Here is a 12,723-nt window from a genome sequence, read left to right as displayed (position 1 = left end):
TTTTTATTTGGTATTCGTTTAATACAAAAATACGTGTATTCTTTAAGTATTGATTCAGATAACATTGTTCTTAACTCCTTTTTAACACTACATAAAACGTTCATTTTCTAGGTTATCAATAAACTCAATGATGTGTTTTTTGAATTTCTTCTTATTCTTCCATTTGTTTCTACTGTAGAATCTCCCAAAATTCCATCCCTTCTTTTTTAACTCAATAGGGAAGTAGCCATGTGCTTCTTTGGTAGAAATAAATTGATGATAGTTTTCATCATCAGTCATCAATAATCCTATTGGAGTTTCTTTCTCCATCACTGTTAAGGCAGAAAAAGGCATCATCTCTAAGGTATCTGTATTTTGAATAATATCTTCTTTAAGTGTTTTGCCATATTTCCATTGCTCATCAACAAAGCTTGATGGTTGATATCCTTTTTCTCCTACTTCGAAGGCAAAGTGTAAGAATTCTTTCAACATTTTTGGTCCTTCGTTTTTAGTTTCTTCAGTTTTTAATTGATGAGCCAAGATACTGCTAAAAACATACTCTTTCTTTCTTGCTCTTGTAATGGCTACATTCAATCTTCTTTCTCCTCCTTCTTGATTGAGTACACCAAATTGTAAGTTAAACTTCCCTTTTTCATTAGGTGCGTAGGTTACCGAAATTAAAATATGGTCACGCTCATCACCCTGAATGTTTTCAATGTTTTTTACAATCGTATCTTTTGGCCAATTGATATTGATTCTATCCATGATTTCCTGAATCAATTCTTGTTGTTTATGATTGAAAGTGATGATACCAATACTTGTTTCACCATCATCTACCAATTGTTTGGCCTTTTTAACTACTGCAACGGCCTCTTCTTGATTAACCCCTTTTTTCCACACTCCATCTTCAACATGATGAAATGAAATACCATTGTCCTTTTTATCCATCTTATCAAAGAATGGAATAAAACGCAGTTTATTTTTATAGAAATATCGATTAGAAAAATCTATTAAATCAAAGGATTCACTTCTGTAGTGACCCATCAAATAATGTTCTGAAAGAAATTGCTTGCCTAAATCTAAAAGTGAATCTACTTCAAGGGCTGGATCAAGGTCAAATTCTTCATCTTCTTCCCATCTTGGTTTATACAAATCAAAAGGAGGTAATTGTTGTGAGTCTCCTAAAATTGCCACTTGAGTACCTCTGTACATGGCAGGTATACCTTTTTCTGCAAAACATTGTGAGGCTTCATCGAAGATCACTAAATCGAAAAATGGTATAAGAGGGAAAATAGCGGATGCAGCTTCTGGCGAAGTCAACCAACATGGGAGTAAATCGAGTATTTCATCTTGAAATTTATGGAACGATTTTCTTAAAGGCCAAATCGATCTCTTTTTATTGACTTGATGATACAGGTCCCTGTAAGTCACTCGATTATTTAATCTATTGTACTCCACCTTATCATATGTTCTTTCTTTTAATCTCACTAAGGTCATGTCATTAGCAATAGACCTTTTCTCTAAAATGGCTTCTTGAAGGTTCTCTTCTAGTTGCTCTAAAGCACCATTGGAGACAATTCTAAGAACAGGGTGTTTGGTTTCAATATGATAAAGCCAACTTATATTGACACTGTTATCAAAATATTCTAAAACTTCTTCTACAGAGTGTTTATGTACTCCATCCATATGTCCATCAATGAGCCTTAATGCTGCCCATTCATGAGGAGCAAACGATTCTTTAAGCGCATCAAATCGGCATATCTCATCAAAATCTTCTTCGAGAGTTTCTTTAAATTTATCTATATCAACCTTATTACTAAGGATGTCTTCAATCTCTAAATGCGATAAATATTTTTCCCATCGCTGCCTTATTGGAGGAATTTTATTGATGGTTTTAAATAAGATATCAATTTTCGTCCAAAGCTCATCATAACTAAAATTATACAGTTCAATAAATTGAACACTTGACCTTAAAGAAACATATATTTTCCTTGCTTCAATGGCTTTAGATCCAGCTTCAAACCATTCTTCCCAAGCCTCTTGATGCAGTTCTTCTGGAAACTCCCTTAACCATTGATATTTTTTCATATCATTTTTTTGATGGGTTAAGTTCATTCTATTTTCCAGTCGATCTCTAAGCTGTTGCAGCCCCTTAATAGTATTGGGTAACTGATTTTTATCTAATAAATCAAGTATTAATTTCTTGTGTTTAGAAAACTGCCATTTGATAATCATTAGAGGATTAGAACGATTTCGAATAGCATCGTTTACCCATTGGATTACCTCACCTAATTCTTTATCTGTAACAGTACTTTCTATAGGAGTACCTTTGTGAGAAAACGAACTCATGCAACCTCTATGATGATTGTTCCAATCTTGAATGGTTGGTACACGTCCTCTTTTCTTGATCATCGCATTGAACATCTTATAAGTCAGAGGATCAGAAATGATCTGCATGAATTTATTAACTTGTTCTTCCTGTTTGCTAATCCATAGACACTCATCAAAAGAAAGTTCTACTTGTATATTTTCTTTAATTTGATGGATGATTTCATCTCGGAAAGGAATAATTTTATCTAAGATGTCGATCATCTCGGTAAGAGCATTACTTTCAAAATGATTGAAAGGAATACGATCTTTCCATATATAATCTTCATGATCTAGAACTCTTGCAAATTCTAGATAAGTCTTTAATCTCTTTTTATATTCTACTACCTTTTCTAGTTCAAATTGTTGATAACAACCTTTTAGATGAGTGTGAGGTGATTTAAGGTTACATCTTAAATACAATTCTTTGGCAGATACACCACATTCTTGTGTATCAAAAAGAGCAGTTCTAAATTCGTCTAATTGAGTTAAAGCACTGTCAATTTGTTTTGACCGAAGTGCAAAATTTCGTTCAAGCTGCATAGCACCTAAACTATTATTGTCTTCTTTGAATTTATCTAAAGCATCAATTTGATCTTTTATTTTTTGATAAATATATCCTCTATCATATCGATGATCATGTACCATCGCACAGAAGGTTCCCAGTTGGATTTGTTTCATCCTTTGGTAGACAACATCCAAAGCGGCACGTTTCTGTGATATGACCAATACATTTTTACCACGAGTAGTAAAATCAGCAATAAGATTACAGATTAACTGAGATTTACCACTACCCGGAGGGCCTTGTACAATTACAGAGTGTCCTGCTTTTATCTCTTTCACTACCTTTTCCTGGGAAGCATCCATCGGATAAGGAGATAATAATTCTTCTTCTTGATGTGCTTTTCCACCAAAAGTTTCTGATAGACCTAGTTCATCTAAATGATCTTCTGTATTTCCAAAAAACTCTTCAAGATCTTTGATGGCATAATTTTCTAACAAATTGTCATAATCGGGCATTAAATAAGAGTCCGATTGAGGAAAAATGCCAATTAAAGCTTCCGAGAAAATTTTCATCTGCCCTTCTCCATACTCATCTATAAAGTGAGCTTTCTTTAAGTGTTCAAACTCTTTGATAAACTCGCCAAAAGTATCTTGATTAAAATTGAGTTCTAGACTAGAATCTTCGAGGGTATGATATAATTTGGTTAAAAACTCCTGAGGATCTTTCGGGAATTCCTCGAAAGTCATTTCTAAAAAATCATCAGAGAAGCGTACATTATTATGATGTGAAATAGCAAGAAGTAAGGTTTTATTAAAAGTAACCTCTGTATCTTCTCTCAATTGAAGTATCCAATTGTTATTATCTACCACTAAACGAATAGGGAAAAACAAAAGAGGGCCGCGCAAATTACCGCCCGTCATTAAACGTCCATGTACAAAAGGGTACCCGAGAAACAAGTCATGACGACCGCCTTCTTCGAGAACAAACTTAGCGGTTTTACCCACTTTCCTTAATTGAGCACTTGCTTTATTCGCTTGAGCATCTCTACTATCTGCTATTGGGCAAATAGGAATGTTCTTTTTTCCTCGAATTAATTGTTGAATTATTTCGACCGAAGGTACATTTAAGAGGTGATCTAAATGAGCAAGATCTACATACTGACCAGTATAAGCTTTAGGCAGATACAAAGATTTATTTCTAGCAGATAGATTAGCTAATCTTTTTTGGTAGGTCTTTAAGGTCTTTTGCACAGTTTACTTCAATTTTTTTGTTCAATTTAGAATCTTTTCAACAGAGAGGAATAAATTCAATACTCAGTTTTAAAAAAATGCAAATTAAATAGGGGAATAAGTCAACACTTACCACCTTTGCAGAATCAGATTCATATTTGTATTCAAGATAAGCATTGATAAATAAAAAACGTAATGGATAACAGGAAGAAAAATATATTTTATTCAATATTTTTATTTGCGTTCATCGGTTTGACCTATTTGTACAGATCTTACAACGAACCAAAAGCAACACATTTTCATGTGAGAGGGACCACTTTTGGAGTAGTACCTTACAATGTAAAATATATTGACGAGGAGGGAAGAACATTAGATGCGGAAATCAAAAAGGTATTGGCAGATTTTAATCAATCCCTTTCTACATATATTCCATCTTCAGAAATATCAAGATTTAATTCTGGAACATCATTTAGTTATGAAACTAACTTTTTCTATCCTGTATTGAAAGAAAGCAAAGTTATTTATGATATTTCAAATGGAGCTTTTGATCCAACAATTCAGCCTTTAGTAAAAGGGTGGGGCTTTGGACCAGGAAAAACACCTACTATCAAAGAGTCTGAAGTAGATTCTATTTTACAATATGTAGGTTTTGATAAATACATCACCTTTGATGAAAAAACGGTGACAAAATCTAGAGAAGGTGTAGAATTAGATTTCTCTGCTATTGCTAAAGGATACGCCGTAGATGTTGTAGCAAAATTGCTAGACGATAAAAATATCGTCAAATACATGGTGGAAATTGGTGGTGAAGTAGTTTGTAGAGGACATAATGAAAAAGAAAACGTATGGAAAATAGGGATTGATAACCCTCGTTTTAAAGAAGGTAACGGAGAAGCCCTATCTGTGATTGTATCTTTAGATAATAAAGCATTAGCAACCTCAGGAAATTATAGAAACTTCTATGTAAAGGACGGTAAGAAATACGCTCATACTTTAGATCCAAGAACAGGTTATCCAGTACAACATAGTCTATTAAGTGCCTCGGTATTTTCTTCTTCATGTATGGCGTCTGATGCTTATGCTACTGCCTTTATGGTAGCAGGATTAGAAGAGGCTATCAAGATAGTTGAAACTCAAAAAGATTTAGAAGCTATTTTAATTTATGATGATAATGGCGAGATGAAAACGTATGTTTCTAAAGGAGCAGAAGCTTACATTCAATAGTCATTAGGAACTAAGTTTATATAAAATAATTTTAAGGAGATTATCTCATGAAACGATGAGGTAATCTCTTTTTTTTAATTGACATTTGGTGCTATTTTTCAAACTAGTTTCGCGTCACAAGGAGTGTAAATTCGGTATCTATTTCTTACTACTTACTATCTAAAAAAACGAGCGTTGCTTAACATTTCACATTTTTCACTTTTCACTTATAAATTCTAGTTTCATTGAAAAACCTCTCAATTGCATCAAAAACAGCCCCTATAAAAAAATAAGCACAAACCTTTGATATTTTTGAATCCATCCAAAAATCGATTTCTTCCTAGATTTGTAAAGTGATCAACCATTTATGGGGTAAACTAAAGTATGCAAATGAAGAATTTTTTTTTAAGTCTATTCTTGGCTATAACAAGTTGGGGATGTAATCAGACGGTATCAACTCAAAAAGAAAAAGAAGATAAACCTAATGTGATAATCATTTATGCTGATGACCTAGGGCGAGGTATATTAGGTAAATATGGTCAGACAAAAATTGCTACTCCTAATCTAGATAAATTAGCACTTCAAGGAAAAACGTTTACCAATGCATACGGTTCAAATGTATGTTCGCCTGCAAGAGCATCTCTTCTTACTGGATTAAATAATGCGAAGGCACCAGTACATACACCAGGTGGTTTAGTGTGTGAATTAGAGGCTGGAATTATCGATCAAGCTACTTTTGATAAGAAAATTTATAGAAAACATAATGAGGGCTATTATTACATTGGTGAGATGGCCAAAAGTGCGGGATACCATACATCTTACATTGGTAAATTGGGGTTTGGTTATTCCGATACAAAAGAAATGATTGATAGTTATGGTTTTGATTATCACTGTGGGTTATATGATGCTGTTTTATGTTGGAGTTTTTATCCCCCTCATTATAGATTGAATGGAAAGAAAATTCCTATTCCCAATAATCCGAAGTTAAGCAAAAGAGAACCTATTTGTCCTTTGGTAGGAAAGGAAAACATGACGTACAGCGAAGATATTTGGTTAGAACATGCTTTAGATTATCTAGAAGAAAAGAAAGACGATCCTTTCTTTATGATTTATGCCACTCAATTACCTCATGGTCCCGCTTCTATTGCTCCGAAAGATTTTAAATATAAAGATCAAGAGGGGTGGACAAAACAAGAGAGAGTATATGCTTCTATGATCAATAAATTGGATGAGTCGGTTGGGGCTATGCTCACCAAATTAGAAGAATTAAAAATTGCAGATAACACTGTTATCATCTTTACCAGCGATAATGGACACGAAATCCAATCTTATACTACCGTTAACCCTCAATACAAAGACCCTGATATTGTCTACGATTATGAATCAAACTCTTTTGATCAGTCAAAAGTAAAACCGAATAAAGAACAAATGTATTGGGATGGTCATCAAAGAGGAGAAGATATCTTTAATGGTACTTTAGGTCGCAGAGGGATGAAAAGATATAATTTTGAAGGAGGGCTGAACATTCCTTATATCGTTAAATGGCCTGGAATGGTAAAGCCTAATTCAGAAAGCAATTTGATGATTGCCGACTACGATATTATGGCCACAGTATCTGATATTATAGGAGGGGAAATGAAGCCAAATGACGGAATTTCTATTCTTCCTACATTTTTAGATCAAGATGATCAAAAAGAACACGATTATGTCTTCTTTAAATGTACAACGGGGTCAGCACAAGATGTGATTATTAAAGATGGATGGAAACTAATTAATGAGCTAGATACAAAAAATAGTGACTATACAACTAAAGAGAAGATCTACTCTTGGGCTTTATATAATCTAAATGATGATCCATTTGAGAAACAAGATTTAGCGTCTCAGTTCCCCGAAAAAGTAGAAGAATATCAAAGATTAATTGATAAAGAAAATAACGCTAAGGTGTTGTACAAATAATTGAAGATGATAAAATCAATATTAAAATTCGTATTTGGCTTGTGTCTGCTATCAAATGCATCTGCTCAAAATGATAAGCCAAACATCTTATTAATAAATGTAGACGATTTGGGCTGGAGTGATGTTGGTTACCATGGAAATGAAATTTACCATACACCAAATATCGATCAGTTAGCTAAAGAAAGTATATCTTTTATAAATGGTTATGCAGGTGCTGCCAATTGTGCTCCATCACGTGCTTGTTTGATCACAGGACAAACCACAACAAGACATGGAATCTCAACGGTAGGATCATCCAATAGGGGAGCGCCTTTTACTAGAAAGTTGAATGGAATACCAACTAAGACAAAGTTGAAAGCAGAGGCCTTAACTATGGGTTCAATTTTAAAAGAACACGGTTATCAAACGGCTATGTTTGGAAAATGGCATGTAAGTGATGATGCCCGCGATATGGGGTTTGACTATACAATTGCAGGTGGGCATAAAGGTCAACCCAAAAGTTATTTCAGTCCTTATAAAATGTTCAATATTGAAGATAAAGAAGAGGGAGAATTTCTGACGGATAGATTAACAAATGAAGCAATTCACTATCTATCGGATGTAAAAAATAAGGAACAACCTTTCTTTTTGTACTTACCATTTTTTGCTATCCATACTCCTTTTATAGGAAAACCCGAATTGATAGAAAAATACAGAGGGAAGAAGTTTTCTGATGGACATAAAGCCAATCCTGTTTATGCAGCATTAGTAGAAAATACCGATTGGAATGTAGGACGATTATTAACTGCCTTAGATCAATTAGGTTTAACAGAAGATACCATCATAATTTTCACTTCTGATAATGGAGGAATTTATACCTATTCTCATCAATTGCCACTAAGGGCAGGGAAAGGTTCTTATTATGAAGGAGGTATCAAAGTGCCAACTCTTTTTAAATGGAAAGGGCATTGGAAAGCTGGAGTTGAAGTGGATACTAGAGTAACACATTTAGATTATTTACCGACACTTTTAGATTTGATTAACGTAGAAACTCCAGATAATTATCCTTTAGATGGACAATCAATCAAACCATTAATAGAGGGGAAAAAGAAGTTTGATCATGATCGTGAAATCGTATTTCATTTTCCTATTTACCTTCAAGCCTATACCAAAGGAGGCGACGATGCTCGTGATCCTCTATTTAGAACTCGACCAGGATCAGTTATCATCAAAGGAAACTGGAAACTACATTACTATTATGAAGACCAAGGAATGGAGTTATATAATTTAGATAAAGATATTTCTGAACGTAATAACTTGGTGGAAAAGTATCCTAAAAAGGCGAAAGCTATGTATAAATTGCTTCATAAATGGCTAATAGAGCGCGATGGGAAGGTTCCTACAGAGGTGAACTCTGAATATGATGCAGTGAGAGAAAGAGAGGAAATTGAAAAGCATATTTAAATTAAAAATGAACAACGTGAAATTGTTCGTGAGGGGAAGAACATTAACGGCAGAGGCGAGATAAAGAAGTAGGTACAATAAACAGACAACAAATTTTTTAACGATGAAACGATATTTATTACTGTTGTGTATGGGTGTTTTATGTTCATGTACAAACCAAAAGTCACGATATACTAATTTTCAACCTGGTCAGGTTTGGGAAGACAATAATGGTCAACATATTAATGCACATGGCGGTGGTATTCTATATCATAGTGATACTTATTATTGGTATGGCGAACATAAAATTGAAGGACATAAGGGAAACACTGCTCAAGTGGGAGTGCATGTGTACTCCTCAAAAGATTTATACAATTGGAAAGATGAAGGTATCGCTTTGGAGGTAGATTCCTTAAATCCTGCTGCTGATATTGCAAGAGGATGTATAATTGAACGTCCTAAAGTGATTTACAATCAGAAGACAAACAAATACATTATGTGGTTTCATTTAGAGTTGATAAGTCAAGGTTACAATGCAGCTCGATCTGGTGTTGCCGTTTCAGATTCACCCACAGGTCCATTTACTTATTTAAAATCTATGAGACCTAATAAAGGACATTGGCCCCTTAATGTTGAAGATTTTCATAAGAAAGCCGTAGCTGATACAATCAAATCAGCTTATTGTGGTGGTAAAGAATGTTTACCGAACCATCCTGATTCTTTGAACCTTTTGGGGAGGGATTTTGAAGGAGGGCAAATGGCAAGAGATATGAATTTGTTTGTGGATGATAATGGTAAAGCCTATCATTTATATTCTTCAGAAGAAAATAGCACTCTACATATCGCAGAACTAAGTGATGATTATTTATCGTATACAGGAAACTATGTGAGAGTTTTTCCTAATCGCTATATGGAAGCTCCAAGCATCATGAAAACATCAAATGGGAAATACTATTTTATAGGATCAGATTGTACAAGTTGGAATCCTAATCCAGCTCGCTTGGCCACCGCTGATCACATTTTTGGTCCATGGACTGAATTAGGAAACCCTGTTGTCGGAACAGAAGATCAAAAAGCCACAACTTTTGAATCTCAAAGTACTTATATTTTACCTATTCAAGGAAAGAAAGATGCTTTCATTTTTATGGCAGATCGTTGGAGACCTAATAATGCGATTGATGGAAGGTACATTTGGTTGCCCATTCAATTTGAGAATGGAGCGATTAAGTTAGAATGGAAAGACCAATGGAATGTATCAGTTTTTAATTAAGAATATCTATTTGATGTATGAAAAATAGAATCAGATATTTCGCTCTCGTTATACCATTCACCTTTCTTTCTTGTATCAATGGTAAAACAAGTACCAATAAAGAATCTACGGAACCGCTTCCTAATATTGTTTATATACTTTGTGATGACGCTGGTTGGGGTGATTTAAGTTGTTATGGTCAAGAGAAATTTTCAACTCCGAATATTGACGCATTGGCTCAAGGAGGAATGAAATTTACGGATCATTATGCTGGAAGTAGTGTATGTTCTCCATCAAGGACTACTTTATTTACAGGGTTACATACGGGACATTCACTAATACGAGGTAATAAAGAAGTTTTTCCTGAGGGCCAACATCCTCTTCCAAAGAATGCTTTTACCATAACAAAACTGTTGAAAGAGAAAGGGTATGTTACAGGAATGTATGGTAAATGGGGTTTAGGTTATCCCCAATCAGAAGGGGCTCCGAATAATCAAGGTTTTGATGAGTTCTTTGGATATAATTGTCAGCGTTTGGCACATACTTATTTTCCAATGTATCTAAGGTATAATGGAGAAAAAGTACTACTTGATGAAAATTATAATGATGCTAAAAACGAATATGCTCATGCTCTTATTCATCAAAAAGCTTTAGAATTTATTGATGAACAAAACGAAGAAACTCCTTTCTTTTTGTATTTGCCATATACAATTCCTCATGCAGAAATGTTAGTGCCAAATGATACAATTTTTGAAAGGTTTAAGCAGCAATACACTGGAAGTCCTTTTGTTGATAAAAAGAATACAGATGAACAATGGGATCAAGAAAAAAGATTTATTCAAGGTGTTTATGGAGATCAAGAATACCCAAGGGCTGCATTTGCAACGATGATGACTTATTTGGATCGTTCTGTTGGAGATATAATGAAAAAACTTCAAGATAAAGGATTGGAGGAAAATACCATTGTGATGTTTAGTTCTGATAACGGACCGCATATTGAAGGTGGAGCAGACCCTTATTTCTTTAATTCCTTTGGACCATTTAGAGGGATTAAAAGAGATCTTTACGAAGGTGGAATTCGAGTGCCAATGATTGTAAGCTGGAAAGGTAAAATAAAAGAAGGATCAGAAACGAATCATCCATCTGCGTTTTGGGATGTTTTACCAACTATAGCAGATTTGACTAAGACTACAATTTCTGAAGATCAAAATATTGATGGATTATCATTTTTACCTACTTTATTAGGGCAGGGAAATCAAAGAAAACATGAATATATGTATTGGGAATTTCATGGTATGGGTGGTAGAGTAGCTACAAGATTTGACCATTGGAAAGGCGTTCAATACCAATTGAATCAACCAGGAATTTCAAAAATAGAGTTGTTTGATTTATCTAAAGACCCTAAGGAAGAAAATAATATAGCAGACTATCATCCTGAAATTGTAGAAAAAGTAAGACAGATTTTTGAAACTGCGAGAACTAAAAATCCAGATTTTAAACTCCCAGGAGAAACTCTTTGACATAAAAAGTTTTGAGGTTTTTCAAGTGATAAGTGAAAAGAGGGGTGTGAAAAATCATCTATCATTTGGCATCAATGACACATCACTTATCATTGATGTCTGCTCAATATTTTATTTAAGAATAAACTCACTTGGAGCCACATCAAATTTATTTTTGAAGGCATAAGAAAACTTAGCCATAGACTTATAACCACATATTCTAGATACCTCTGTAATGGTCTTATTTTTTGCAGACAATAGAATTTTTGCTTGTTCTAATCTATAGTTTTGATGAAATCGATGGATAGTTGTTCCAAAGACCTTTTCGAAATCTCTTCTTAATTTTGAGACTGAAAAACCATATTGCTGAGCAATTTCTTCTAAAGAAGGTGGTTGTTCTAAAGAGCCAATCACTTGATCTTTGATTTTAAAAAGAGCTTCTAAATCTTGTTGATGAACGTAATTATCATTGGAGATATTTCTATTTAATATGCGTTGATAAAATATTCCAATTAATTCACTCACTTTAGCAATGATAAAAGCATTCTGAACAGGTATGGGTTGGTTGTTCTTTTCTTTAATTTCAAACATTTCTTTCAATAATAAATGTCCTTCTAAAGGAGTATTATCGAACATAATCCAAACCTTATCTCTATCGAAAACATTACCAAAATAGTCTTCGAATTTTAAGAAATTACTCAACAAAATTTCTTTCGATATTCTTACACCTACCCATTGATGGTTTTGTCCTTTTTCGACATTAAGTTCTACGGTCAAGGCGGTATCGAAAATAGCCATCCCTTCCTTTAATGTAGTTCCATTTTTTAAGAATTGATCACTTTTTAAAAAGTCACCTTGGTAAGAGAAACGAAAGCATAAATGCCTATTCCCTTCTTCATTGCCATAAAAAATGATCTTATGATCTTCACTAAATTTGAATGAATTAATAGTGATTTCAATGCCATCAGTCAATCGGATATATCGAATTTCGGCTTTAAAAGAAGGGTGGTTTAATTGATAAGATTGTTCAAGAATCTCACCTCCATAAGTTGTTTTTAATTGTTGCATTAAATGCAATACACTTCCTTCTTGAATTTCTATACATGGTGATGGCATGATGGTATAGATTGAATTTTGATATAAAAAGCAATATCCTACTACTTGGTTTAATAAGTAGTAGGATGAAAGCTATTGAACTAAACTAATATAAATATAAATTGATAATATAGTTACTTATCAAACTCTTTTTTCATCTCTTCCAAGTCTGTCATGAACTTCTTCATTCTAAATGTGTCGTAACCTAAGTTCGAAACA

General features: G+C 33.8%; 7 protein-coding genes. 5 read left to right on the top strand and 2 right to left on the bottom strand.

The genetic code is table 11. From position 1 onward, the window contains the following. Positions 1-87 precede the first annotated feature (87 nt). Positions 88-4,101 (bottom strand): AAA domain-containing protein, encoded by a 4,014-nt coding sequence (locus NH26_RS08515; RefSeq protein ID WP_044228147.1) that lies wholly within the window; start codon positions 4,099-4,101, stop codon positions 88-90. A 174-nt stretch (positions 4,102-4,275) separates the two neighbouring features. Here NH26_RS08515 and NH26_RS08510 point away from each other — a divergent pair, with 174 nt between their 5' ends. The 5 genes from NH26_RS08510 to NH26_RS08490 all read left to right on the top strand — a co-directional run bounded on the left by NH26_RS08510 (position 4,276) and on the right by NH26_RS08490 (position 11,430). After that, positions 4,276-5,304, top strand: coding sequence for an FAD:protein FMN transferase (locus NH26_RS08510; RefSeq protein ID WP_044228151.1), 1,029 nt, complete (start codon positions 4,276-4,278; stop codon positions 5,302-5,304). 369 nt (positions 5,305-5,673) lie between these two features. Then, entirely contained in the window at positions 5,674-7,239 is a 1,566-nt protein-coding gene (locus NH26_RS08505) for a sulfatase-like hydrolase/transferase (protein ID WP_158021905.1), read from the top strand. Positions 7,240-7,245: 6 nt separating this feature from the next. Further along, positions 7,246-8,682: a sulfatase gene (locus NH26_RS08500; protein WP_044228156.1), complete on the top strand. Its 1,437-nt coding sequence runs from the start codon at positions 7,246-7,248 to the stop codon at positions 8,680-8,682. Positions 8,683-8,785: 103 nt separating this feature from the next. Further along, positions 8,786-9,931 carry a glycoside hydrolase family 43 protein gene (locus NH26_RS08495; protein WP_044228159.1) on the top strand — a complete coding sequence of 382 codons (1,146 nt, stop codon included), beginning with the start codon at positions 8,786-8,788 and terminating at the stop codon, positions 9,929-9,931. 17 nt (positions 9,932-9,948) lie between these two features. Next, the gene (locus tag NH26_RS08490; protein ID WP_044228162.1) at positions 9,949-11,430 is read left to right on the top strand and encodes an arylsulfatase; all 1,482 of its coding nucleotides are present in this window, start codon (positions 9,949-9,951) and stop codon (positions 11,428-11,430) included. A 111-nt stretch (positions 11,431-11,541) separates the two neighbouring features. Here the strand turns inward: NH26_RS08490 and NH26_RS08485 are convergent, their stop codons facing one another. After that, positions 11,542-12,525, bottom strand: coding sequence for a helix-turn-helix transcriptional regulator (locus NH26_RS08485; protein WP_044228164.1), 984 nt, complete (start codon positions 12,523-12,525; stop codon positions 11,542-11,544). Positions 12,526-12,723 lie beyond the last annotated feature (198 nt).

It is taken from the genome of Flammeovirga pacifica (genome assembly GCF_000807855.2).
Lineage (GTDB): Bacteria > Bacteroidota > Bacteroidia > Cytophagales > Flammeovirgaceae > Flammeovirga > Flammeovirga pacifica.
Note: the sequence above shows the minus strand (reverse complement) of the source record. Positions and strands in the feature narration are given on the sequence as shown.